This window comes from Chryseobacterium gwangjuense (assembly GCF_021311115.1).
GTDB lineage: Bacteria > Bacteroidota > Bacteroidia > Flavobacteriales > Weeksellaceae > Chryseobacterium > Chryseobacterium gwangjuense.
Genome location: NZ_JAJTNP010000007.1, coordinates 203,769 through 228,875, shown reverse-complemented (window position 1 = coordinate 228,875; position 25,107 = coordinate 203,769). Strand labels below are relative to the sequence as shown.

22 protein-coding genes, 3 tRNA genes and 1 riboswitch are annotated in these 25,107 nt (G+C 35.7%); of the genes, 19 read left to right on the top strand and 6 right to left on the bottom strand.

What is annotated here, in order from left to right; genetic code table 11:
* Positions 1-12 precede the first annotated feature (12 nt).
* The 4 genes from LV842_RS15230 (at position 13) to pckA (ending at position 5,542) form a co-directional block, all read left to right on the top strand.
* Complete coding sequence (locus LV842_RS15230) at positions 13-1,935, top strand: LysM peptidoglycan-binding domain-containing protein (RefSeq protein ID WP_233112286.1); 1,923 nt, start codon at positions 13-15, stop codon at positions 1,933-1,935.
* Positions 1,936-2,000: 65 nt separating this feature from the next.
* Entirely contained in the window at positions 2,001-2,876 is an 876-nt protein-coding gene (fabD, locus tag LV842_RS15225) for an ACP S-malonyltransferase (RefSeq protein ID WP_233112285.1), read from the top strand.
* Between the two features lie 14 nt (positions 2,877-2,890).
* Entirely contained in the window at positions 2,891-3,793 is a 903-nt protein-coding gene (locus LV842_RS15220) for a GYDIA family GHMP kinase (RefSeq protein WP_233112284.1), read from the top strand.
* A gap of 129 nt (positions 3,794-3,922) precedes the next feature.
* Complete coding sequence (gene pckA, locus LV842_RS15215) at positions 3,923-5,542, top strand: phosphoenolpyruvate carboxykinase (ATP) (RefSeq protein WP_233112283.1); 1,620 nt, start codon at positions 3,923-3,925, stop codon at positions 5,540-5,542.
* 64 nt (positions 5,543-5,606) lie between these two features.
* On the opposite strand, the gene LV842_RS15210 is transcribed toward pckA, so the two are convergent.
* Positions 5,607-6,014 (bottom strand): type II 3-dehydroquinate dehydratase, encoded by a 408-nt coding sequence (locus LV842_RS15210; protein ID WP_233112282.1) that lies wholly within the window; start codon positions 6,012-6,014, stop codon positions 5,607-5,609.
* A 231-nt stretch (positions 6,015-6,245) separates the two neighbouring features.
* Positions 6,246-6,344: riboswitch (SAM riboswitch) on the top strand.
* 83 nt (positions 6,345-6,427) lie between these two features.
* On the opposite strand from LV842_RS15210, the gene LV842_RS15205 reads away from it, so the two are divergent.
* The 12 genes from LV842_RS15205 (at position 6,428) to LV842_RS15150 (ending at position 19,344) form a co-directional block, all read left to right on the top strand.
* Entirely contained in the window at positions 6,428-9,337 is a 2,910-nt protein-coding gene (locus LV842_RS15205; protein ID WP_233112281.1) for a SusC/RagA family TonB-linked outer membrane protein, read from the top strand.
* 17 nt (positions 9,338-9,354) lie between these two features.
* Positions 9,355-10,848, top strand: a complete 1,494-nt coding sequence (locus tag LV842_RS15200; protein ID WP_233112280.1) for a RagB/SusD family nutrient uptake outer membrane protein — start codon at positions 9,355-9,357, stop codon at positions 10,846-10,848.
* A gap of 140 nt (positions 10,849-10,988) precedes the next feature.
* Entirely contained in the window at positions 10,989-11,408 is a 420-nt protein-coding gene (locus LV842_RS15195) for a Fur family transcriptional regulator (protein ID WP_233112279.1), read from the top strand.
* Between the two features lie 43 nt (positions 11,409-11,451).
* Positions 11,452-13,404, top strand: a complete 1,953-nt coding sequence (locus LV842_RS15190) for a heavy metal translocating P-type ATPase (RefSeq protein ID WP_233112278.1) — start codon at positions 11,452-11,454, stop codon at positions 13,402-13,404.
* A gap of 283 nt (positions 13,405-13,687) precedes the next feature.
* Positions 13,688-14,050: a hypothetical protein gene (locus LV842_RS15185; RefSeq protein ID WP_233112277.1), complete on the top strand. Its 363-nt coding sequence runs from the start codon at positions 13,688-13,690 to the stop codon at positions 14,048-14,050.
* A 142-nt stretch (positions 14,051-14,192) separates the two neighbouring features.
* Positions 14,193-14,468, top strand: coding sequence for a YHS domain-containing protein (locus tag LV842_RS15180; RefSeq protein ID WP_233112276.1), 276 nt, complete (start codon positions 14,193-14,195; stop codon positions 14,466-14,468).
* A complete protein-coding gene (locus tag LV842_RS15175) occupies positions 14,455-15,135 on the top strand; it encodes an SCO family protein (protein ID WP_394801217.1) in 681 nt (226 codons plus the stop codon). The genes LV842_RS15180 and LV842_RS15175 overlap by 14 nt, the downstream gene beginning before the upstream one ends.
* 111 nt (positions 15,136-15,246) lie before the next feature.
* Complete coding sequence (locus LV842_RS15170; RefSeq protein WP_233112275.1) at positions 15,247-15,921, top strand: superoxide dismutase; 675 nt, start codon at positions 15,247-15,249, stop codon at positions 15,919-15,921.
* A 7-nt stretch (positions 15,922-15,928) separates the two neighbouring features.
* Positions 15,929-16,297 carry a hypothetical protein gene (locus tag LV842_RS15165; RefSeq protein WP_233112274.1) on the top strand — a complete coding sequence of 123 codons (369 nt, stop codon included), beginning with the start codon at positions 15,929-15,931 and terminating at the stop codon, positions 16,295-16,297.
* Between the two features lie 240 nt (positions 16,298-16,537).
* On the top strand, positions 16,538-17,365 hold the full coding sequence (locus LV842_RS15160; RefSeq protein WP_233112273.1) for an MbnP family protein: 828 nt from the start codon (positions 16,538-16,540) through the stop codon (positions 17,363-17,365).
* Positions 17,358-18,401, top strand: coding sequence for a cytochrome-c peroxidase (locus tag LV842_RS15155; RefSeq protein WP_233112272.1), 1,044 nt, complete (start codon positions 17,358-17,360; stop codon positions 18,399-18,401). Before LV842_RS15160 ends, LV842_RS15155 begins: the two co-directional genes overlap by 8 nt.
* Before the next feature lies 1 nt (position 18,402).
* Positions 18,403-19,344 (top strand): transporter, encoded by a 942-nt coding sequence (locus tag LV842_RS15150; RefSeq protein ID WP_233112271.1) that lies wholly within the window; start codon positions 18,403-18,405, stop codon positions 19,342-19,344.
* 154 nt (positions 19,345-19,498) lie between these two features.
* Here the strand turns inward: LV842_RS15150 and LV842_RS15145 are convergent.
* The 5 genes from LV842_RS15145 to LV842_RS15125 all read right to left on the bottom strand — a co-directional run bounded on the left by LV842_RS15145 (position 19,499) and on the right by LV842_RS15125 (position 21,527).
* A tRNA-Glu gene (locus tag LV842_RS15145) sits at positions 19,499-19,570 on the bottom strand.
* A 70-nt stretch (positions 19,571-19,640) separates the two neighbouring features.
* A tRNA-Glu gene (locus LV842_RS15140) sits at positions 19,641-19,712 on the bottom strand.
* Between the two features lie 11 nt (positions 19,713-19,723).
* A complete protein-coding gene (rpsT, locus tag LV842_RS15135) occupies positions 19,724-19,978 on the bottom strand; it encodes a 30S ribosomal protein S20 (RefSeq protein WP_233112270.1) in 255 nt (84 codons plus the stop codon).
* 123 nt (positions 19,979-20,101) lie between these two features.
* Positions 20,102-20,176 (bottom strand) — tRNA-Glu (locus LV842_RS15130).
* Between the two features lie 58 nt (positions 20,177-20,234).
* On the bottom strand, positions 20,235-21,527 hold the full coding sequence (locus LV842_RS15125) for an N-acetylmuramoyl-L-alanine amidase family protein (RefSeq protein ID WP_233112269.1): 1,293 nt from the start codon (positions 21,525-21,527) through the stop codon (positions 20,235-20,237).
* A 53-nt stretch (positions 21,528-21,580) separates the two neighbouring features.
* On the opposite strand from LV842_RS15125, the gene LV842_RS15120 reads away from it, so the two are divergent.
* The 3 genes from LV842_RS15120 to LV842_RS15110 all read left to right on the top strand — a co-directional run bounded on the left by LV842_RS15120 (position 21,581) and on the right by LV842_RS15110 (position 25,073).
* Positions 21,581-24,166 carry a putative LPS assembly protein LptD gene (locus LV842_RS15120; protein ID WP_233112268.1) on the top strand — a complete coding sequence of 862 codons (2,586 nt, stop codon included), beginning with the start codon at positions 21,581-21,583 and terminating at the stop codon, positions 24,164-24,166.
* A 67-nt stretch (positions 24,167-24,233) separates the two neighbouring features.
* A complete protein-coding gene (locus LV842_RS15115) occupies positions 24,234-24,614 on the top strand; it encodes a RidA family protein (RefSeq protein WP_233112267.1) in 381 nt (126 codons plus the stop codon).
* A 6-nt stretch (positions 24,615-24,620) separates the two neighbouring features.
* Complete coding sequence (locus LV842_RS15110; protein WP_233112266.1) at positions 24,621-25,073, top strand: hypothetical protein; 453 nt, start codon at positions 24,621-24,623, stop codon at positions 25,071-25,073.
* Positions 25,074-25,107 lie beyond the last annotated feature (34 nt).

Genomic DNA, 25,107 nt, shown 5'->3' with positions numbered 1-25,107 from the left:
TAACGATCTATTATGATAAAGAGGTTTTTTATTTTGTCCAGTTTATGTATGGTTTTGGGAGTATCTGCTCAAAAATCGCACACCGTTGTAAAAGGTGATACACCTTATAATATTGCTAAAAAATACGGGATAACTGTTGATGAATTACTTAAACTGAATCCTAAATTTAAAGAAGCGAAATTAGCAATTGGTGATGTTTTAACGGTAAAGTCAAATACCTCAGTTGCTAAAACTGCTGTGGTCGAAAAACCAAAAACAACTGCTTCTACTCAGCAAGGAAAAATCATATTACAGCCTAAGCAGACCATTTACGGAATTACAAAACAATATCATATTTCCGAAACAGATCTTAGAAAACTCAATCCAGATCTTGAGTCTCACATGAAGATTGGGGACGAAATCATTCTGCCTCTTGAAAGTATTAAAAAATATGGAGGAAATCAGCAACAAGTTGCGACGATAGCTCCAAAACCTGTTGAGAAATCTACAGAGGTAGCGGTAACAACAGCAGCTGCAGACGGAGAATATATTATACAGGCAAAAGATAATTATTACAGAGTTTCAAAACAATTCAATATTACCCAAAAAGAATTATTTGCTTTAAATCCGGGATTGGAAGAAAAAGGATTGAAACCGGGAGAAAAAATTATTGTAAAAAAATCAAATACGACTGTCATTTCAGAACCTGTTAACTCAAAAGAAAAAATGGATTCGGGAAGCGAAAAAACAATAGCGACTTCTGAAGCTGTTGCAGGGGATGACTTTGTTACTTATACTGTTCAGCAGGGAGACACCGTTTTTTCTATTGTAAATAAATTTGGAATTTCCATTGATGAATTAATTGCTCTCAATCCGGATTTATCTCACGGTTTAAAAACAGGAATGGTGTTGAAGATTAAAAAACTCGATCCAGCTTATATCAAGAAAAATGGTGATGCATTAAGTGTTGTTTTGATGCTTCCTTTTGGATACAGTACGAATGAAACACAGTACAGAACAATGGCGATGGATTTTCTGACAGGAGCGAAATTAGCAATTGAAAGAAATGCAAGAAACGGACAGAAGCTGGAAATAAAGATTGTGGATTCAGGAAACGAAGGGACATTTAAAAATTCTTTGACACAAATTAATACTGAAAACACAGATTTAATTATCGGTCCGTTCTTCAAGTCGAATGTGGTTGATGTTTTAGACTTTACAAAAAATCAAAAAATTCCTATTGTTGCTCCTTTTGCAAACTCTCCGGAATTATACAACTACAGCAATCTGATTATTGTAGAAACGAACGATCAGACCTATGCTGATAAAATCGTAGACGAAGTAAGAGCTACTTATTCTGACCAAAAAATCTATATTGTTGCAGACAGTAAAAAAACGAATGCAAATTATATTAAGAGCGGATTAGAAAAAGTACTGAAAAAATCTAATGTAGTTATCGTTAATTCCGCTTCTGAAATTCAGTTAGATCAGAATATGATGACAGGACAATCTGCTCCTGTGATTGCTATTTTGGCCAATGACAGTAATGACGTGGGAGAAGCGTTTGCTAGTAAAGTGATTTCACTTTCCAAAGACGTTCAGGGAGTAAAAGCATTCAGTATGTATTATGTTCCTGTTTTTGAGAAAAAAATAGATGAGCTTAGTCAGGCAAACTTAGTTTATCTGATGGATAGAAAAATCAATGCAGATGGTGGCTTCGAAAAAGAAATTTTAGCGGCATATAAAAACAAATATTGTAAAACACCTCCAAAGTATGCGATTATTGGCTTCGATGTAGTGAATGATATGCTAACAAGAGAAAACAGAAAAGGAGAGATTTTCAAACAAATGAATAAAGTACAGACTCAGTTGGCAACTAAATTTGAGTTTGTAAAATCAAAAGCAAACGGTGCTTACGTAAATACGGGGTACAGAGTTATTAGGTTAGTTCCTTAAATGATTTAATTCACTTAAAGGTATTCTTAATTATACTTATATTTGCAAAATATTTAAATCAATACATGAAAGCACTTGTATTTCCTGGGCAGGGTTCTCAGTTCGTAGGAATGGGAAAAGAATTGTATGATTCTCGCAAAGACATTAAGGACTTGATGGAATCTGCCAATGAAATTTTAGGGTTCGATATCCTTTCTATTATGTTTAATGGAACGGATGAAGATCTTAAAAAAACTGAGGTTACTCAACCTTCAATTTTTATACATTCAGTAGCTGCACTTAAAGCCGTAAATGGTCTTGGAGCAGAAATGGTTGCAGGCCACTCTTTAGGAGAGTTTTCAGCATTAGTTGCCAATGGAGTTTTATCTTTTGACGACGGCTTGAAATTGGTTTCTGAAAGAGCTAAAGCAATGCAGGCGGCTTGTGATGCTAATCCAAGCTCTATGGCAGCAATTTTAGGATTGGAAGATGCTAAAGTTGAAGAAATCTGTGCTCAGATCAGCGGAATCGTAGTTCCTGCTAATTACAATTGTCCTGGACAATTGGTGATTTCTGGTGAAACAGCGGCTGTTGAAGAAGCTTGTGCTAAATTAAAAGAAGCGGGAGCAAAAAGAGCATTGTTGTTGCCTGTAAACGGAGCGTTCCACTCACCATTGATGCAACCGGCGCAAGAAAGATTGGCGGCTGCAATTGAGCAGACAAAATTCAGAAAAGCTACAATTCCTGTATATCAGAATATTACGACAACTTCTATTTCTGATCCGGATGAAATTAAGAAAAACCTGATTGCACAATTAACAGGTCCTGTAAAATGGACGCAGTCAGTTCAAAATATGATTAAAGACGGTGCAACTAATTTCGTAGAAGTTGGACCTGGAAAAACGTTGCAAGGATTAATCAAGAAAATTGATGGTTCTGCAAACGTTGCTTCTGCAATCTAATTGAAAAAAATACCATGGGCGAGATATTTTCACCGGGAAAGCTAATGCTTACTTCAGAATATTTCGCAATGGACGGAGCTCTTGTCTTAGCGGTACCAACCAAGCTGGGACAAGAGTTTTCTTTTGATGAGCAGAACGATGAGAAATCATTGATCTTCTGGAATGCCTATCATCAAAACAAATTATGGTTACAGGCTGTCATCGATTACAAAAACTGGCAGATCATAGAAACCAACATTCCTTCAAGTGCTGAATTTATTTTAAAAACATTAAAAAACGTTCAGTCACTTTCTACAACTAAATTCAAAAGTAATTGTACCTATCATCTAAAAACTAACCTTCAGTTTCCTGCAGATTACGGTCTTGGAAGCAGTTCTACCTTAATGAACAATCTTGCGGAATGGGCGGAAATCGACCCTTTTCATTTAAATGCAATAAGTTTGGGAGGAAGTGGATATGATATTGCCGTGGCAAAAGAAAGATCTGCAGTTCTTTTTCAAAATAAACCGGAGATTAAATATGAAAAGGTAAATTTCAATCCTTCCTTTAAAAATGAACTTATTTTTATTCATTTAAATCAGAAGCAGGATAGCCGTGAAGGAATCTCTCTTTACAAGTCTAAAAATAAGTCCCAAAAACGGGTGGATGAATTTTCGAATCTTACAAAAAATATTTTAGTATGTAATGAATTGGAAAATTTTTCTCAGCTAATGTTGATTCATGAACAAAAAATCTCTAATTTTCTTGAAATTCCGACAGTTAAAGAAAGGTTTTTCGCTGATTGTCCGATATTTATCAAAAGTTTGGGCGCTTGGGGAGGAGATTTTGTGATGAGCTCAAAATTTGAAGGCTTTAGGGACTATTTTTGGGGAAAAGGTTTTAATACAATTTTTGAGTATTCCGATTTAATTTATTGATAAACAGTTTTTTATAAACTTGATTTTTTATTTGTCATTCTGACTTATATCATTATATTTAGACCACTTTTAACAAATAATTAATATTAATTTTGTTGAACAAAAAAAGAAATAGAAAATATAAGTAAAATGAAAAACGCTAAGATCATCCAAGATTTAGAAAAATTAGGGATTAAAGGAGACTATGAAGTAATTTATAATCCTTCGTACGAAGAATTATATCAAGCTGAAATTTCTCCTGAAAATCAGGGGTTTGAAGAAGCTGAGCTTACGGAATCTGGTGCAGTGTCGGTAAAAACGGGGATTTTTACAGGTCGTTCACCTAAAGACAGATATATAGTTCAGGATGATGTTACAAGAGAAACAATTTTCTGGGATGGTAAAGTAAATTTGCCAACAACACCGGATATTTTTACATCTTGTAAAGATTTAGTGCTTAACCAACTTTCTGCGTCTAAGAAAATTTATGTGGTTGATGCTTTCTGTGGTACCAATATCGATACAAGATTAAAAGTAAGATTCATTGTTGAAGTTGCTTGGCAGGCGCATTTCGTTACGAATATGTTCATCCGTCCTTCTCACTATGAATTGGAACACTTCGGAGAGCCTGATTTCACAGTAATCAATGGTTCTAAAACGACAAACCCGAACTGGGAAGCTCAAGGATTAAATTCTGAGAACTTTGTAATGTTCAACCTTACTGAAAAAATGCAGATTATTGGTGGAACTTGGTATGGAGGTGAAATGAAGAAAGGAATGTTCGCAATGATGAACTATTACCTTCCATTAAAAGGAATGGCTTCAATGCACTGTTCTGCAAACGTAGGTGAAGAAGGAGATGTTGCTCTATTCTTCGGTCTTTCTGGAACAGGAAAAACTACTTTATCTGCAGATCCGAAAAGATATTTGATCGGTGATGATGAGCATGGTTGGGATAACAATGGAGTTTTCAACTATGAAGGAGGTTGCTATGCTAAAGTAATCGACCTTTCTGCTGAGAAAGAACCGGATATCTTTGCTGCAATCAAGAGAGATGCATTGCTTGAGAATGTTGTGGTAAATAACGGTGTAGCTGATTACACAGACGGATCTATTACTGAGAATACAAGAGTTTCTTACCCTATCTATCATATCAACAAAATCGTTTTGCCTTCAAAAGCAGGACACGCTAAGAAGATTGTTTATCTTTCTGCAGATGCGTTTGGAGTATTGCCTCCGGTTTCTGTATTGAATGAAGATCAGGCTCAGTATCACTTCCTTTGTGGATATACTTCAAAATTAGCTGGAACTGAGAGAGGAATTACTTCTCCGGAACCTTCTTTCTCTCCTGCATTCGGAGAAGCGTTCCTAACATTACACCCAACAATGTATTCTAAGACATTGATCGGTAAAATGAAAGAACACGGAGCTAAAGCATACTTGGTAAATACAGGATGGAACGGTACTGGAAAAAGAATTTCTTTGAAAGATACAAGAGCAATTATTGATGCAATTATCGATGGATCTATCGAAAGCGCTCCTAAAACAATTGTTCCGATCATGAATCTTGAAATTCCTACAGCATTACCAAATGTTTCTGAAGGTATTTTAGATCCTAGAAATACGTATGCAGACGCTTCTGAATGGGAAGAAAAAGCTAAAGATCTAGCGGCAAGATATATCAAAAACTTCGATCAGTACTGCGATACTGAAGAAGGGAAGAAGCTGGTTGCTTCAGGTCCTCAATTACAGGAACAAACAACAAACTAAAAATATAAATCCTCATCAATTTGATGAGGATTTTTTTTATCATAATATTATTTAGATACTTCGTTTATTTCAAACTTAAAATCGCTAATCTATATCCTTCCATTCCAAAGCCGGATAATACCGCATCAGAATTTGCCGCCGTCACAGACTTCTGGCGAAACTCTTCTCTTTTGTAAATATTACTGATGTGTACCTCTATTTTCTGCTTCTGAATATTCTTCAAGCAATCTGCAATGGCATAAGAATAATGAGTGAATGCTCCAGGATTAATTATCAGTGCATCAAAATCATCTTCCTGAAGTCGGTTGATAATCTCTCCTTCAATATTGGATTGGTAATATCGTATTTCATGAGAAGAAAATTCAGATTTTAAATTTTCCAAATAATCCTCCATAGAAACAGTTCCGTAAATTTCGGGCTCTCTTGTGCCTAACAGATTGAGATTAGGACCGTTTACAATTAAAACTTTCATTCTATAAAATTAAAAAGTTTTTTCAATTAAAGCTTAAAAATTTAAATCAAAGTCAAAATTTGATCATTGCATTATTTTTAATGATATTTCTCATGTTTGAAAATTTAACATTTTTTATAACTGTCTATTTTTGTTGATTTTAAAATAAAATTACGTTAATTTTTATAAAAATTATATTTAAAATTTTAAAGTCTACTTGTTTTGTAGACTTTTTGTTTTTAGATTTGCAACGGCTTATAAAGAAAGATGGAGGGAACTGACCCTGTGAAATCTTAACAACCTGCTTAACGTAAGGTGTTACATTCAGCCTTGAAAAAGGAAAGATAAGTAAAGTGTTAATCATGATTATTGATGCTGTTTACTGTCTTTTTTATAAAAGGCTAAAATTTAAATAGTAATAAATAAAAAGGGTTATGATTAACAAAAATTTAATTAGTTCTAAAATTTGGATTCCGCCTGTTGCTGTATTTTTCTTAGGAATGATCAATGTAAAAGGACAGGAAGCAAAAAAAGATACACTTCGAGAAAAAGATATTGATGAAGTTGTGGTAGTGGCTTACGGAAAAGCTAAAAAAACAAGCTATACAGGTTCTGTAGCAACAATTTCGAGTGATAAAATTAACAACAGACCTGTTACGAATATAACAAAAGCATTGGAAGGGCAGGTTCCGGGACTTCAGGCAGTGAGTGCTTCAGGGCAACCGGGGGCTACAGCATCCATCAGAATTCGTGGGATCGGTTCTATAAGTGCTTCAAGCAATCCATTATTCGTGGTTGATGGAATTCCTTTTGACGGAAACATCAATTCCATAAGTCCAAACGATATCGAATCAATCAGTGTTCTTAAAGATGCTACGGCAAGTTCATTGTACGGTTCCAGAGGGGCAAACGGTGTGATCATTATTACCACAAAGTCCGGAAAAAAAGGTGAAGCAAGAGTAAACTTTAATATAAGCCAGGGTTTCTCAACCAGAGCGGTAAAGGATTATGAACAGGTAACGACAGACCAGTATTTTGAGCTGTATTGGGAAGCTTTGAGAAACGGATATAAATCTGGTCAGATTTCCTCTCAACAGGCTGCTCAAATGGCGACTGATAATTTGGTAAACTCATTAGGAATCAATCCTTACGGAGCAAATTATGCAAAACCTGTAGGAACAGATGGGAAACTTTTGCCGGGAGCAACTGCTTTATGGAATGACAACTGGAAAGATATTCTGCAAAGAGTAGCTTCAAGAAATCAGGTGGACCTGGATTTCAGCGGAGGAAGTGAAAAAAGTAATTATTTTTTCTCTCTGGGCTATTTGGATGATAAAGGAATTGCCATAGGATCTGGTTTTAGAAAGTATAACACAAGGTTGAAAATCAATTCTGAAGTTAAAAAATGGCTGAATGTAGGAGCAAACCTGGCGTATACAAACAGTCTTCAGGAAGCACCGCCTTCATCAGATTCCAGAACGGATAATATCATCAATGCAGCGAGAGTGATTCCGTCTTTTTATCCTTATTATGAAAGAAATGCGGACGGGAGTTACAAGCTGGATGCAAGTGGAAATTATATTTATGATTTCGGAAAGTACCGACCGACAAGTGCTTTGCAAAATGAAAATGCGGCGGCAACTTTACCTTTAGATAAAAATGAAAACCGGGAGGATAACTTCTCCGGGAAAGGTTTTGCTGAATTTACTTTTTTGCCTGAGTTAAAATTTAAAACAAGTTTTTCGGTTGATTTGGTGAATTACAACGGACATTATTATACCAATCCGTTGTTGGGACAAGGTGCAGAAATTGGTGGTTCTGTGACGAAAACAAACTCCAGAACGCTTTCCTATACGACGAGTAATATTTTAACCTACGATAAAAAATTTGGTCAGCACCACATTAATATTTTGGGAGGTCAGGAATTTTATCATTATGAATATCAAACGATTTCGGGGAGTAGAAGCCAGTTTTCATTGCCTTACTATTATGAACCGGATGCAGCTGCATTGTTGGGGAGTTTCAGCGGAAACAGTGATACATTAGGTTTATTAAGTTTTTTAGGAAAAGCAGAGTATGATTACCGGAATAAATATTTTGTTTCGGGATCGGTGAGAGCAGACGGTTCTTCGAGATTCTCTCCTGAAAACAGATGGGGAACTTTCTGGTCAGTAGGTGGTTCTTGGAAAGCATCTAATGAAGATTTTATTAAAAATTTAAACTTCTTTAACCAGTTGACGCTTCGTGCAAGTTACGGGGGACAAGGAAATGATAAACTGAGCACTTATTACGCTTACCAGAGTTTGTATGCATTTTACAATAATTTAGGAGAAGGTGGAACAGTTGCCAGTAAATTACCAACTCCGGATTTGAAATGGGAAACGAATTTAAACTTAAATGTTGGATTGGAATTCGCGATTCTGAAAAACAGAATTAAAGGGAATGTAGAATATTTCCAACGTCAGAGCAAGGATCTTTTATTTGATATGCCTTTGGCTCCGTCTCTTGGTTTTAGTGGATTTCAGGCCAATATTGGTGAATTAAAAAATACAGGTTTTGAATTTTCATTATTCACAACTCCGGTTAAAACGAAAGATTTCGAATGGAATGTTGATCTTAATTTGAGTACGTTAAAAAATGAAATTACAAAACTTCCGAAAGGCTCAATTGTAAGCGGAACGAAATTATTGCAAGTGGGTGGATCCATTTATGATTTCTTCATTCCGGAATGGGTAGGAGTAGATCCGACTAACGGAAAGCCGCTTTGGAAAACAATTACGACAGATGCAAGCGGAAATACAGTAGAAGGAACAACTTCAGAGTATGCAAAAGCAACAAAAACATTGCAGGGTTCATCGCTCCCGAAAGTAATGGGAGGAGTAACGACAAGTTTGGCGTATAAAAACTTTGATTTTTCAACATTGATAACATTCAGTATCGGAGGGAAAATTTTGGATAATGATTACACGATGATCATGCATAACGGAAGTTCAGCAGGTCGCTCATGGAGCTCGGAAATGCTGAATCGATGGACGCCAGAAAATCCTTACACGGATGTTCCTGCTTTGAGTACAACAACCAATAACTGGACTTCGGCATCATCAAGGTTTTTATATTCAGGAACGTATGCAAGAGTAAAAAATGTAAGCTTGGGATACACGCTTCCGACAGATTACTTTGAAAAAATAGGATTAAAGAAATTCAGAGTTTATGTTCAGGCAGAGAATCTTTTAACATTCTACAAGCATAAAGGAATGGATCCGGAACAGACCTTAGACGGAACAACCTATTACAGATACCCTGCGATGAGAACGATCACTTTCGGTTTACAGGCAACTCTTTAACATTTAAAATGAAAACAATGAAAAAATTAAAATACTTATCTTTTGCTTTAATCACAGTGTTGTACTTAGTGAGCTGTGCAAACGATCTGGAAACGGCTCCTACCAATCAGGCTAATGAAGCAGAGGTTTTTAAAACGGCAGAAAGTGGGGAAACAGTAATTAACGGAACCTGGGCTAAATTTAATGACGATGGTCCAACTTATGCCAACATCGGATATTCAACGGTATTGAGAACAAGCGACGCTATGGGAAGTGATGGTGCGGTTCTAACCAACAAATACGGATTTCCTGCAGCTTATGCTTTTACAGACCTGGTCAATAGTGCGGGAAGCAGACCGCTTTTCATCTGGAGTCTATTGTATTCTACCATCAATAATATGAATAATGTAATTACCAGAATTGATGGAGTAGAAGGAAGCCAGGATAAGAAAAACCAGGTGAAAGGCCAGGCAAAAGCGTTGAGAGCTTTTTGTTATCTGAATTTGGCAAGTTTTTATCAGTTCAGCTATTTGAAAGATAAAACGGCTTTAACAGCTCCGATTTACACAGAGCCGACCACGACAAATTCTGTAGGAAAGAAAAGAGCAAGTCTGGAAGAAATTTACACTTTAATTAAAAATGACTTAACGGATGCAGATCAATTGCTTCAAAATTACTCAAGAAACAACAAGGATAAAATCGACAGATCGGTTGTAAATGGTTTGTTGGCGAGAGTATATTTAAATACAGGTGACTGGACGAAAGCTGCAGCTTCTGCAAAATTGGCAAGAAACGGCTATGCTTTAATGACTCCGGAAAAATATAAAGACGGTTTCAATGACATCAGCAACGGAGAATGGATTTGGGGACACGGACAAACGCAGGAACAATCGGGTGAAAGTTATGCTTTCCACTTTTTAGACGTATCGTCTTCGGGAAGTTATTATTACAGCTTTATGGCAGATCCTTATTTCAAAGATTTGTTTGATACTAATGATATCCGCTACTCTCTGTTTTCTTGGGATGGACTTCCGGGAAGAGAAGGTTTGCTGAGATATGCTAAGTTTAAATTTAAAGCCAATTTAATTGCAGACATTGTTTACATGAGAGCGGCTGAAATGTATTTAATTGAGGCTGAAGCCGAAGCTAGAAACGGAAATGTGACCAATGCTGTAACGGTTTTAAATCAATTGAAATCGGTGAGAAATGCCAATCCATACAACGGATCTTTGGTGCAAAATGAAGTGATTAAAGAAGTTTTAATTGAGAGAAGAAAAGAATTGTTCGGTGAAGGATTTTCTTTGTCAGACATTATCAGAACACAAGGAAAAGTGGTGAGAAAGCCTTACACCAATTCGAGTGGTCAGCCGATTCAGGTACAGATCACAACTCCGGCGGGAACGGTGAAGAACGTTAACGGAAGAGGTCATTCTATTTTTGCTTTTCCTGATCAGTCAGCTTTTGCTTCGAACAGCAGATATTATTTATTCTCGATTCCGCAGAAGGAGGTGGAGAATAATCCAAACTTATAGTTTAGTTTTTTAAATTTTTAAAGGGAAGTCACTGCTTTATGCGGTGGCTTTTTTTGCTTATATTTTTGATAAATTGAGATAAGTCAAGAAAGAATTATTGAAAAAAAACTAACTTTAATGTGACATAAAAATCAGGCAAAATGAAAACAGATATTGAAAACAAACTCATCGATAAAAACACGAAACCTACAAGTATGAGGATTTTGGTGTACGACTTTTTGAGTTCTCAGGAAGCCGCTTTGTCCTTGTCTGAAATTGAAAATCATTTTGACAATGCTGATAGAACCACTATTTACCGAACGTTAAAAACTTTTGAGGAAAAAGGAATCGTTCACAGTATCCAGGAAAATACGACAACAAAATATAAACTTTGTCATGATGGTTGTGATGAACAAATGCATAAAGATTGGCATCTCCATTTTTACTGTAAAATATGTAAGCAGACTACTTGCAAAGAAGATATTTCTTTCCCTGAAAATATGCAGACCAATTTCAGGATTGATGAAATAAGGCTTTTTGCCAAAGGAATTTGTGAAAGCTGTCTCGAAAGTTTGCAATAGTATTGCATTGCGTTTACGTTTAATTTTGATAAAAATTTAAGTTATGGAAGAATGTTGCAGTACCAAACCTCAAAAAGAAAATCATCACAATTATGAAGGTCATGATCACGACCATTCTCATGACACGGGAGATCAATCTGTATTTCAGATGTTTCTTCCTGCGATCATCTCTTTTGTGTTGCTGATAACCGGGATCGCTTTAGATCATTACATAAAACCTGATTGGTTTACCGGCTGGATTCGTCTGGTTTGGTATTTAATCGCTTATCTTCCTGTTGGATTGCCCGTTTTAAAAGAAGCTTATGAAAGCATTGTAAAAGGTGATGTTTTCTCTGAGTTTTTCTTAATGGGAATTGCAACAGTAGGAGCTTTTGCTATTGGCGAATATCCTGAAGGTGTTGCCGTGATGCTTTTTTATTCAGTTGGGGAAGTTTTTCAGGCAATGGCAGTAACCAGAGCAAAAAGCAATATCAAATCGTTGCTCGACCAGCGTCCTGATGAAGTAACTATTTTAAAAGACGGAAAACCTCAAACCGTAAAAGCAGAAAAAGTAAATATTGGCGAGATTATCCAGTTGAAATCCGGTGAAAAGCTGGGATTGGACGGAGAACTGTTATCCGAAACGGCTTCTTTCAATACCGCTGCACTGACCGGTGAAAGTAAACCAGATACCAAAACCAAAGGTGAAACTGTGTTGGCTGGAATGATTAACCTGAATACTGTAAGTCAGGTAAAAGTGACAACAGCTTACAAGGACAGTAAGCTGAGTAAAATTTTAGAATTGGTTCAAAATGCAACCGCTCAAAAGGCTCCAACAGAACTGTTCATCCGGAAATTTGCAAAGATTTACACCCCGATTGTTGTATTTCTCGCTATCGGAATTACGTTGTTGCCGTATTTCTTCGTAGAAGATTATCAATTCAAAACATGGCTGTACAGAGCATTGGTGTTCTTGGTAATTTCTTGTCCTTGTGCATTGGTAATTTCCATTCCATTGGGATATTTTGGGGGAATCGGAGCGGGAAGCCGAAATGGAATTTTGTTTAAAGGGAGCAATTTTCTGGATGTTTTGGCCAATGTTCAAAATGTGGTAATGGATAAAACAGGAACCATGACGGAAGGCGTGTTTAAAGTTCAGGAAGTGAATTTCAAACATGATTTTAATAAAGATGAAATCCTGAAATTCGTTAATGCACTTGAAAGTAAAAGTTCGCATCCCGTTGCAACCGCTATTCATGAATATGTTGGAGAAATTGATCATTCGGTTCAGTTGGAAAATGTTGAAGAAATTGCAGGGCATGGTTTGAAAGCAACCATTAATGGAAAAGAATTGTTGGTTGGAAACTTCAAATTGTTGGATAAATTCAATATCGGTTATGACATCAACCCTGAAAATATTGTTTATACTTTAATTGCCGTAGCTTATGATCAAAAATTTGTCGGGTATCTTACGATTGCAGATTCTATCAAAGCCGATGCACAATTAACGATTAATAAATTAACCTCACTGAACGTAAAAACGACGATGCTGAGTGGTGATAAAATTTCTGTAGTGAGATACGTTGCAGAGACACTGGGAATTCAAAATGCATACGGAGATCTGCTTCCTGAAGACAAAGTAAATAAAGTCAAGGAAATTAAAGCCAAAAATCAAACGGTAGCTTTTGTCGGAGATGGAGTGAATGATGCTCCTGTAGTGGCTTTAAGTGATGTAGGAATTGCAATGGGCGGTTTGGGAAGCGATGCGACTATTGAAACTGCTGATGTGGTTATTCAGGATGATATGCCAAGCAAAATTCCTATGGCGATCAACATAGGAAAACAAACTAAAAAAATAGTTTGGCAGAATATTATTTTAGCGTTTGCCGTTAAAGCAGTAGTGCTTATTTTGGGAGCAGGAGGTTTGGCAACAATGTGGGAAGCTGTATTTGCTGATGTTGGAGTTGCTTTGCTCGCTATTTTAAATGCGGTCAGAATTCAACGAATGAAGTTTTGATGAGGTTGGAAGGCAGAAGATGGATGCTGGAAGTTTAAGAGATTTTGTTTCAAACTTAAATATAATATACAACTATTTTTAATCATCAATATGAACGGGCTAAGCCCGTTTTTTATTTGGATTTTAACCAAAAATTAAATTATTATAGGTAATTGCACAACCTCTTTTTAATGCAACATAAATATACGAGCAAATCTGTGTGAACTAAAATAACAATGACTTTCATCATGAATTAATCTCTAAAACAAAATTCAGTAGTATATTTGTAGAAGAGAATTAGCCGTTGAAGTTTTTCATTTCCATATTTATTATTTTCACGATCGCAATACGTCCTGTGTTGCCATTGATTAATTATGCGGTTAATTATGATTACATCGTGAAAAATCTTTGTGAAAACAGACAGGTTCCTCAATCTACGTGTAAGGGAAAATGTTACGTTGAAAAAGAACTTGCAAAAACAGAAAAACAATCCAACAATAATCAAAATGTGAAAATCACGGGAATGGATTTTTTTCTGGCCCATGAAATTCTTTTTGTTTCAGATAAAGATAAACTTGATCCTCTGATGAAAAATCCAAATTCGGATTGTATCAATTCTCATACTTCAGAGTTTTTCTCCAGAATATTCCATCCTCCTTTAGCTTAAATTTATTTTCAACTATATTCTTAGTTTGAATTTGACTGTTAAGATGTTCTTAATAGTTCAAGAATATATTTCGCTAATATCATATTGGTTTTAACATCAATCAATAGGTATTCAATACTATTATTAATTTCAATTTAAAAAAATGAAATCAAAAATTATTTTGACGGCATTATTGTCCGTTTCATTATTTGCATGTGCTCAGGAAACTCCTAAAGTAAAGCATAAAAAAAGTTTGACCCCTTCAAAATCAAATATGGCAAAAGTAAAATTTGCCAATGCAGTAGATCCTATTTGTAATATGCCAACAGAAGCAGACATGAAAGATACGGCAGTGTATAAAAATAAAACGTACGGTTTTTGCAGTTCATACTGTAAAGATGAGTTTAAGAAAAATCCTGAAAAATATGCCAAAAAATAAACAGGAAGTCAAAACAAAAAGTAAGGTGATAATTCCTTTAGTGGTTATTGCTTTGCTATTTCTGGGGATTGGTATAGGATTAGGGTATTTTAAAAAGAATCTTTATACCGTGATGAAAGTTCCTGATTTTGAATTGACAGATCAGAACAATAAAAAAATTACCAATAAAGAGATGTTGGGAAAGGTATATCTGGTAGAATTTTTCTTCAGTAAATGCCCGACAATCTGCCCGGTGATGAATACCAATATGAGAGCGATTGAGGATAAAATCAATAATCCTGATTTCGGAATCATCTCTATTAGCATAGATCCTGTAAACGATATTCCGGAATTATTAAAAGAACATGCTAAAAGAATCGGGGTGAAATCCCCGAATTGGCATTTTCTGACCGGAGACAGGGATTATATTGGGAAACTGGCAGATCAGTTTAATATCTATGTCGGAGATAAAGAAGATGAAAGCGAAAGTTTGAATCACAGCGGAATGATTGCACTTGTGGATAAAGAAGGCAATATCCGTTGCAGATACAATAAAGACAATATGCCTATCCTTTATTATTCAGGGTTAAATTACGAAGATCCGGAAGGGAAAACTCCCAAACTAACAGGGAAGTATCATCCTGACAGAGAAATTTTAATCGAGGACATTAAGAAATTATTGAAATAAAGGCTGGAAGCCAGGTGATGGAAGAGGGAAGTTGTTAACCATATTGATTATAAACTTCCAGCCTCCAACTTCAATCTTCCAGCCAAAACATAAACCAAAAAACAAAACGTTATGAAGATTATGAAAATTGCTGCCTTAAGTGCAGTATTTGCGGCGCAGTTTGCGTTTGGACAGTTTAAGCAGACGGCCTTACCTTACGCTTACAATGCGTTGGAAGGAAATATTGATGCGCAGACTATGGAAATTCATTATTCAAAACATGCGGCGGCGTATGTAGCCAATTTGAATAAGGCGATTGCCGGAACTCCACAGGAAAAGCAGACTTTGTTTCAGATTATGTCGAATGTTTCAAAATTGCCACCTGCAGTAAGAAATAATGCGGGAGGTCATTACAATCACGAATTGTTCTGGACGGTTTTAACCCCTGAAAAAAATACGCAGCCATCAGCAAAATTATCAAAAGCGATCAATGATGCTTTCGGAAGTATGGAGGCTTTTAAAGAAAAGATGTCTAAAGCTGGAGCAGATCGTTTTGGTTCAGGTTGGGCTTGGTTGTCTGTAGATAAGAATGGGAAATTATTTGTTTCTTCAACGCCGAATCAGGATAATCCTTTGATGGATGTGGTAGAAGAAAAAGGAACGCCGATTTTTGGAATTGACGTTTGGGAACATGCTTATTATTTAAAATATCAGAATAAAAGAGCGGATTATTTAGCTGCGATCTGGAACGTAACAAACTGGAAAGAAATCAGCAGAAGATACGAAGAGGCGATCAGCAAAAAATAATCATTGAATGAATTTAATTTGCAGCATATTTCTTACTTTATTTGTGGTATTCAGGCCTCTGATTCCACTGGTGGAATATGCTGTAAATTATGATTACATCTCCGGAGTATTGTGTATCAACAAAAGCAATCCTGAGCTTCACTGTAACGGAAAATGTTACCTGAGCAAAGAAATAGCTAAAACAAATGATACCGATTCTTCCCCTTTACATAAAACAAAAAATTCAGGACAGAAATTGTTGGATATCTACGTTCTTCCTGAAATTACAGCAATCTACATAACAGAAAACGCTTTCTTCTCAAATCCTGATTTTCTCTACGAAACGAGATATTCTTTTCTGTTTTTACGACCTATTTTCAGACCGCCGGTTTTTTAAGTCTTTTTCAAATTTTATTTTATCACAGAATTTTTGTGCTTGTTTTAAAATCAACGTGTAGCTGTCATTCCGTAGGAATCTCGGCAAAGTTGTTCACGGCATAATTTTTAAAACACGGCTTAGATTCCTATGGAATGACAAAGCGGGTGCTCTGTGTCACGCAAACTTTTGTGGTTAAAAAACTGAATGGTTTCTATTCAGTATACTTTCTATTAAAAATTTCAACTTAAAAAATCAACAATGAAAATTTATAAATTTTTGTCACTATCCTTTATTGCTTTTACTTTTTTTGCTTTTATCTCTTGCCGGAATAACGATGAGGATGATTCATCAACAGAAACGAAAGGAAATCTTCAGCTCAAGTTTGAGAACGGATTTAATAATCTCGGAGATATTGTTTTGAATCAAACGACACAAGTCTCTTCACAAGGGCAAAAACATCAGTTTTCCAATATCAAATATGTGATCAGCAACATTAGCTTGATCGATGAGAACGGAAATGAATTTAAGTATAACGAGAATAATCCCGATAAAGGAGCCTTCATTATCGACCAGGCCGATGCAGTTGCCGGAATTGTTTATGTGAATTTAAACGAAGTTCCAAAGAATAATTATAAGAAGGTGAAATTCGGATTGGGAATCAGCCAAAATGCTTATTTGCTGGGACAAGACGGACAGGCGGAATTCTGGAATAAAGCGAAACAAAAAGGAATGTCTTGGTCTTGGGCAGCAGGTTATGTTTTCGTGAAGCTGGAAGGGAAATACGGAACAAATTCTCCTGATGTAGCGTTTATGAATCACACAGGAAATATGGGGAATGTAACTGCAAACGGAACGCCGGATCTTTACCGGGAAGTTATACTAAACCTTCCGACAACAGCAAGGGTAACAAGCAAAATTACACCTTTAATTCATATTCTAGCGGATTTTAATCAATATTTAAGCGGAGAAACGTCTTTGGCTTTAAATACGAGCAATGATATGGATATGGGCTCCAGTCAGCATTTGGTGAATGTGACCAATAACTTAACGAAAATGTTTAAAGTAGACCATGTTCACAATGATTAAAATAGTTAAAACAGGTTTAGTCATTTTCTCTTTTCTAAGTTTGGTATCGTGTTCCGATGAGGTGATGGAGCCTTTGGAAAAGAATGAGGCTTATAGTCTTTCATTTCCGTCCTATTTTCCGGAAATGACTTTTGATACCTCCGGAAATCCGGTTACGAGAAATGGAGTAGAACTGGGAAGAAAGCTATTCTATGAAGGACGGCTTTCACGAAATAATACGATCTCTTGTGGTTTCTGTCATATTCAGGAAAATGCTTTTACCCATCACGGTCATACGGTGAGTCACGGAGTTGATGACAGAATAGGAATCCGGAATGCTCCGCCTATCCAAAATATGGCTTTTTTAAAAAGATATATGTGGGATGGAGTAATTCATAATTTGAATGAACAGCCTATTATTCCGATTACGAATGAAGATGAGATGGATAGCTCGATGCCGGAAGTGGTTTCGAAATTAAGCTCAGATGCTAAGTATAAAAAATTATTTAAAGCAGCTTATGGGGATGAAAATATTACGGGTGAAAGAGTATTGAAAGCGTTATCTCAATTTATGACAACAATGATTTCCGCAGATTCCAAATATGACAGAGTAAAACAGGGAAGAGAAAGTTTTTCCTCGGAAGAAACACAAGGAATGAGCTTACTTCAACAGAAATGTGCTTCCTGTCACAGTGGAGAATTATTTACAGACGAAAGCTTTAGGAATACAGGAATGTATTATAATGCACAGTTTAAAGATGCGGGAAGGTATCGTGTGACGCTTGATCAAAACGATTGGATGAAGTTTCGGGTGCCAAGCTTGAGAAATGTAGAATATACAGCTCCTTATATGCATGACGGGAGGTTTTATACGTTGGAAGCGGTTCTTAATCTCTATTCAGATAATGTAGAAAATAATCCTAATCTTGACCCGCAATTGAAACAAAACGGACATATAGGTATTGCAATGAATGCTCAGGAGAAACAATTGATCATTGCTTTTTTGAAAACACTGTCCGATAAGAATTTTATCACTAATCCAAAATTTGCTGAATAATATGAAGAAGGTATTTTCAATAATAAGTCTGAGTCTGTTGAATCTTTTTCAGGCTAAAGCAATCAATGATAGTCTTTGTATTTCCAAAAGTTTTGATCCGATCATTTTTGATGATTGTGATGCGTGTGGCTGTGCTGCGGGTAACGGTTCGTCCGGTTTTGAATCTTTATTGAATCCTCAGTTTATCGGAATTAAATATTTTGCTCAGCATTACAAAGCAAAGGAAAATTTATTTGTAAAAGATCTGACGCAGGATCAATATTTTAATACCCTTCAGATTTGGGTCAAAATTCCGATAACAAAAAAACTGAGTATATATGGAAGTCTTCCGTTTCATTTTCATGAAAAGAAAACCTTGCAAGGAAATATTAACATCAATGGGATCGGAGATTTAAATCTGATGGGAATTTATCAGGTGCTGAATTCAAAAGACAATATTCATCAATTGAATGGGGGAGTTGGGATAAAAGTTCCGTTGGGAAAATTTGATGAAAAAGGAATTTCAGGGGTGAACCCTAGTTTTCAGCTAGGAACTGGAAGTTGGGATTATCAGATGGTGTTGAATTATAAATTTCAGAAAGATAAAGTCGCTGTTTTGTTGAATACAGATTACACGGTTAAAACTGAAAATAAAAAATATTATCAATTCGGAAATCAGTGGAATTATGCTGCAACAGGTTTTTATCAACTTGTAGGAACTGATAAAATAGTTTTCTCAGGAAAGGCAGGTTTGCAGGGTGAAGTTTATGACAGGAACAAACAGTTTGATGAGGTTTTGCCCAATACGGCTGGAAGTGCTTTGTATGGGAAATTAGGTTTCGAAGCTTCTTATCAACGAATCAGCTTGGGAAGTGAGGTGATGCTTCCTGTGTATTCCAATTTGGCAGGAGGCGATATTGAAGCAAAATCACGTTTTAGTATTTTCCTGAATATTGGGATTTAAAATAAAAGTCGTGTGTCTGGAAAACACACGACTTTTAATTATATTTTAGAGTTTAATGCGATGAGTGGCAATTGGGAAAGTACTCAATAATTTGTAGCTTTATTACTATGAAGTATAAATGCAAAAAAGACAAATGATAAATCACTTGTCTTTGTAGCCCGTAGGGGAATCGAACCCCTCTTACCAGAATGAAAATCTGAGGTCCTAACCGATAGACGAACGGGCCCTCTATCTTCCATTAACCGAAATTAATGTGTTAGTTTTTGTTTTTATAAGTTTATCAACTCTTAGTTTTGTAGCCCGTAGGGGAATCGAACCCCTCTTACCAGAATGAAAATCTGAGGTCCTAACCGATAGACGAACGGGCCTACTATACTTATTAAGCTAGTTTATTAACGTGCTTAGTTAATTTGCTTTTCAAGTTAGCAGCTTTGTTTTTGTGGATAATGTTTTTCTTAGCTAATTTATCCAACAAAGAGATAACTTTTGGCAACTGCTCAGCAGCAGCAGCTTTGTCCTCTTCATTTCTTAATACTTTCAAAGCTGTTCTAGCAGTTTTGTGGTAGTATCTGTTACGAAGTTTTCTAGTTTCGTTTTGTCTGATTCTTTTTAATGCTGATTTATGATTTGCCATATCGTTCAAATGTGAGTGCAAAAGTATAAACTTTTTTTTTATCAACCAAATTTATTTTCAAAAATTTTCAAATATTTTGGTTTTTTAAATTTATTCTCTCGCGAGTTAATTTATTTCTTTATTTGGTAGCCTATAGGGGAATCGAACCCCTGTTGCAAGAATGAAAATCTTGAGTCCTAACCACTAGACGAATAGGCCAAATTTTGAGGTTGCAAAAGTATAAATAAACTTTTAAACTTCAAAATTATTTTTTAAACTATTTATAAACTTTTTGGATGACCGTATTCTTAATTCCTTTCTTTTCAAGGTCTTTCTGCAATTTTACAGTATCTTCCAAAGAGTCTTCTTTTCCGTAGGTATAGTAGAATATTCCGTTGGTTTTGGTTCTTTCCACGTCTTTTAGAGATTGAAGTATAAATGAGTTGCTGCTTAGTTTGTCTGAACCGGTATATATTTCAAGGGTATAATATCCTGTGCTTAATTTCTGATTAGGCATAAATCCGACTGCATAGGCATTCTTAAATCCGGCATCTTTAGCGGTTCTGAGGTTGATGTCTTTAACAGAAGCCATATTCGTAACGCCATAATAGTATTTGTAAATACCACCTTCTTTTATCGTAAGAATATAATTAAGCCCTTTTAAAGCAGGATCTCCATCATTATATTTTACGGAAGAAGTGATAAGAAGTATTCTGAAATCATTTTTTAATGCTACTTCTGCCGGTTTTTCCGGTTCCGGTTTTTTTACGATGGTGCCGGATGAAGTTTTTCTGTCGATCGCTTTTTTGTAATCGATGATTGCTTTGTAAATATTTTCAGCGGTTTCCTGTTGTCCTTGTTCGGAATTTAAAAAAGCAGCATCATCATAATTATTGACGAAACCTGTTTCAATTAAGATGGATGGCATGGCACTTCTTCTTAAGATGTGCAGGTTTTCTTGCTTTACTCCACGGGAATATCTGCCTGTTTTAGCAAAATTATCTTCCACAAAGGTTCCTATGATCAAACTATTCTCCAAATATTTACTTTGCTGTAATTTTAGAGCCATTAATGATTCCGGGGAAGACGGGTCGTAAGATGAAAATGTTTCTTTATCTTTTTCATCTAAATAGATTACACTGTTTTCTTGTTTGGCTACCTCCAGGTTTTCTCTGTTTTGAGCGGGTCCTTGTACGAAAGTTTCAGTTCCTCGTGCAGTGGCTGTTTTGCTTGGGGAAGAGTTAACGTGTACAGAGATGAATAAATCTGCCTTGCTTCTGTTGGCGATATTGGTTCTATCTGTTAAAGAAGGATATTCGTCGATCTTACGGGTGTAAATGACCTTAAAATCTTTGTTTTTTTCAAGCATAGCTCCCAGTTTCAGAACTACACCAAGTGTTACATTTTTTTCTTGTACAACACCTATGTCTGAATAATTTCTGTTGGCTCCTATATCACCCCCGCCATGACCTGCGTCTAAGACTACAGTGAATTTTTTTTGGGCAAAGGAAAAGTTGAAAAGGAGTATCGCAAGAAATGATAAAATTATTTTAAAATTTTGTTTGTACATCTTACAGTTTTAAAAATTATATTAATTTTGAACCTTAATTATATAACATAAAATTGGTCAAAACCGTCCCCAAAAATATATTACAAATTTTAATTATCCTAATTTTTAACAATTTTTTAGCACAGAAAACGCCTGAAAAATTGCCTAAAAGTGCGGTTAATGATACTATTATCCAAAAGGATACCATTGTTGTAAAAAAAGAGTCTTTAGATGATGTTCTTAGAACAAAAGCTGATGAAGAAAGAAATGATGTTCAGAAAAAGATGACCTATTTGCTGAGAAATGCTCAGGTGAAATATCAGGATATGCAAATAGATGCAGATTATATCTCGATAGATCATAACAGAAGCCTAATCTATGCAAGAGGAAAACAGGATGCTTCCGGAAAGATTATAGAAAATGTAATTACAAACCAAGGCGGGAAAAAATACGAAACTACCGAATTCAGCTATAATACCAAAACCAAGCAGGCTATTGCCTATAATGCACGTACGGAGGAAAGTGAAGGGGTAATTGTTGCTCAGAAAACGAAAAAATACAGTGATACTGTATTTGCCATGAGAAATGGAGATTATACTACGGATGAGTATTTCATTAAGAAAAAAGACAGTTTGCCCGATTATAAAATGAGGGCTTCGAATATTAAATTAATCAAGACAAAAACCAATTCTCAGATTGTAACAGGCCCGATCAGGATGTATATTGAGGAGATTCCTACTCCTTTGATTATGCCTTTTGCGATTCTTCCGTTTTCCTCTAAAAGATCTGCCGGAATTTTGATTCCGAGTTTTGGAGAGAGGCAAGATGTGGGATTCTTTTTAAATGGTATTGGTTACTATCAGCCGATTGGTGAACATTTTGATTTGAAGGTTTTAGCAGATATTTATACAAAAGGAAGCTGGAATTTACATCCTGAAATGCATTATTTGAAAAAATATAGGTATTCAGGGAATTTCTCGGCAGATGTAGGGAAAACCATAAGAGGAATAAAAGGACTTGATAATTACAGTGAAACAGGAACTTACAGAATTGCCTGGACACACACACAAGATACAAAAGCGAATCCTTTTCTAACGTTTTCTGCTTCGGTAAATGCGACGAGTGAAACATTTTATAATAATACAGTCAATAATAATTATATCATGGATCAGAGTGTTTTAAGAACACAGCAGAATTCTACGTTGACGCTTACCAAAAGATTTCTGAAATTACCGATTACGATTACGGGAACTGCTTCGTATTCTCAAAATTTTGCAACAGGATTTTCTGATTTGAGATTGCCTCAAATGAATGTGGCGGTTAATCAGTTTTACTTATTCAAATCCAAAACAGGAATGAGACAAGGTCTCCTTGAAAATATTACTGTGAATACAGGTTTGAATCTTAATAACTATGTTCAGACAGAAGGAGGGGAGTTATTCAAAAAAGAGATGTGGGATAAAATGCAGACCGGCATAAAGAATAATATTACGCTGGGAACCAATACAACGATTGCCAAATACTTTACTTTCAGCTTAGGAGCTAATATTGATAATGCATTAACGACAAAAACGCTTACAAAGTATTACGATCCTATTGAAAATGTAGAAGTAAACCAGATTAATAATAAAGTGGCAGGATATTCTACTTTTTCTACCACAGCAAGTATTCAGACGACTTTATATGGGATGCTGAATTTTAAAAAAGGTTCCGTAATTGAAGCGGTACGTCACATGGTGATACCAAGTATAGGATTTACCTATTCTCCGGATTTTGGAGATGCAAAGTATGGGTATTATAAAAATTACTACACAGCTAATGGAGCTTTAACGCCATATTCTATCTTCGAGAAAGGAATTGTGGGGTCTCCAACTACGGGAATGGTAGGTGCACTTGGTTATAGTATCGGAAACAATGTGGAGATGAAAATAAGATCAAAAAGTGACTCTACAGGCGTAAAAAAAATAAAAATATTTGAATCCTTAAATATTTCAGGGAATTATAATTTTGCAGCAAAGGATCATCCGTGGTCTATTATTTCGGTGAGTGGACAGTCGTCTTTCTTTAATAATAAACTGAGTGTAAATACAAGTTTATCATTGGATCCTTATAGAATTTTATTTGTACCGGGAGAAGAGACAGGAATCAGAACGGAAGATTTCGGACATTTTAACTTGCAAGGGTTTAATGTACAAATGTCTTACCCTCTAAGTAGTGAAGTTTTTGGTGAAAAGGAAGATAATGCTAAAAAATATCCTTCCAAGGGAGAAATCCGAAATGAAGTGTATTATTTTGATAATGATAATTATGCTCATTTTGATCAGCCATGGACGTTGAATATCAGTGCGAATTATCAATATTCAAAAGGGCTATCAAGAACACCGACTAAAATGGCTTCGTTAGGATTGGACGGAAGTATCAAGCTTACTCCATATTGGAATATTACAGGAAGTACGCATTATGATATGGTGACTAAGGATCTTGCTTATACCCGTATTGGTTTTTCAAGAGATCAGAGAAGTTTTACCATTAATTTTAACTGGGTTCCTTTTGGACAGTATAAAGTGTATGATTTCTTTATCGGGATAAAAGCCAACATCTTAAGTGATGCATTGAAGTATAAAGACAGAAGTTTTACACAGCCTAATGCACCTTTCTAAGATAGAAATGAGATTCGGGAAGAGAAATGGAATATAAATTTTATATTTGCACCCAAAATAAATTCTAATGAAAAAAATAATCAACACAGTTAATGCACCTGCAGCTATCGGACCTTATTCACAAGCTAACTTTGCAAATGGTGTTTTGTATATCTCAGGTCAGATCCCTGTAGATCCTGCAACTGGTAAATTGGTAGAAGGAATTGAAAAAGAAACACATCAGGTGATGAAGAACCTTGAGGCTATTCTTACAGAGGCTGGAATGACATTTAAAAATGTTGTAAAAGCGAGCATCTTCCTTAAAAATATGGATGATTTTGCAGTAATGAATGATATTTATGCTTCTTATTTGGATGCGGATACCTATCCTGCTCGTGAGACCGTTCAAGTGTCTTGCTTGCCAAAGAACGTTGATGTCGAAATTTCTATGATTGCACATCAGGATTAAGAATTCATGAATTTTTTTAGAAATACATTGGCGGTTATTGTAGGGCTCGGTATTGCGGGACTTATTATTACTCTTGGTATAAGAGTGTTTCCACAATGGGTTACTTTCGAAGCTTTTGCTCCGTTTGAGCATTGGCAAAGATTTCTTCAGAGCATGCAGAATGATAAAGCTTTTTTTGGCTTTCTTTTATTTATTTCCGGCTTGGGAACTACAATAGGAGGAGTAGCCACTGCAATTATCGTTAAATATGCCAAAGTAGCTTATGCTATTCTTATCGGTTTTATTATGCTGTTTATAGCGATGTTGGATGTTATTATTTTTCCGTACCATCCTACATTTTATAAGATTTCGATTTTTCTTACCTTTTTCCCGTTTTCCTGGATTGGAGGGAAAATTGTTGAAGTTTTTTATGAACGAAGTAAGAAAAAAAGAATTGCTGAAAAAATGAATAAATCATAACAATAAATCAAAAAAAGCGCTGCAGTTTGCAGCG